The organism is Ralstonia sp. RL (assembly GCF_001683835.1).
GTDB lineage: Bacteria > Pseudomonadota > Gammaproteobacteria > Burkholderiales > Burkholderiaceae > Ralstonia > Ralstonia mannitolilytica.
Map to the genome: position 1 here is coordinate 1 of NZ_LWRX01000177.1, position 633 is coordinate 633.

The following is a 633-nucleotide window of genomic DNA, read 5'->3' on the forward strand; positions in this document are numbered from 1 at the left end:
CTGAAAGGCCAGCTGATCGGCGAAGCCGATGGCTGGATTTCCGCTGCCGTACACGCCCCGACCTCGGGCACCGTCGTCGCGGTTGCCATGCACGTGCAGCCCCACCCGTCGGGTCTCGACGCGCTATGCGTGGTCATCGAACCGGACGGCAAGGACGAGTGGATTGCCCGGGAACCGGTTGATTACCTTGCCCTGACGCCCGAACAGGTGCGCGAACGCCTGCAACAGGCGGGCGTCGTCGGCCTGGGCGGCGCCGTCTTCCCGACCCACGGCAAGCTGACCGCCTCGAAATCCGTGCCGATGGAAGAACTGGTGATCAATGGTGCCGAATGCGAGCCCTTCATCACCTGCGACGACATGCTGATGCGCGAACGCGCCGAGGAGGTCGTGCGGGGCATCGGCATCTTCCGCGACCTGCTGCAGCCGAAACGGGTGCTGATCGGCATCGAGGACAACAAGCCGGAAGCCGCCGCTGCCATGCGGGCTGCCGTACAGGCCGTCGGCGAGACCTTCGAAGTCATCCCGGTGCCGACCTTGTACCCGGCCGGTGGTGCCAAGCAACTGATCCGTGTGCTGACCGGCAAAGAAGTTCCGGCCGCCAAACGGTCCACCGATCTGGGCGTGCAATGCTTC

1 protein-coding gene is annotated in these 633 nt (G+C 65.7%); it reads left to right on the forward strand.

Annotated features, from left to right (window positions below; all coding sequences use genetic code 11):
* Positions 1-633: RnfABCDGE type electron transport complex subunit C (locus tag A6M56_RS17685; protein ID WP_286758265.1), on the forward strand; the 633-nt coding region annotated here is incomplete at both ends.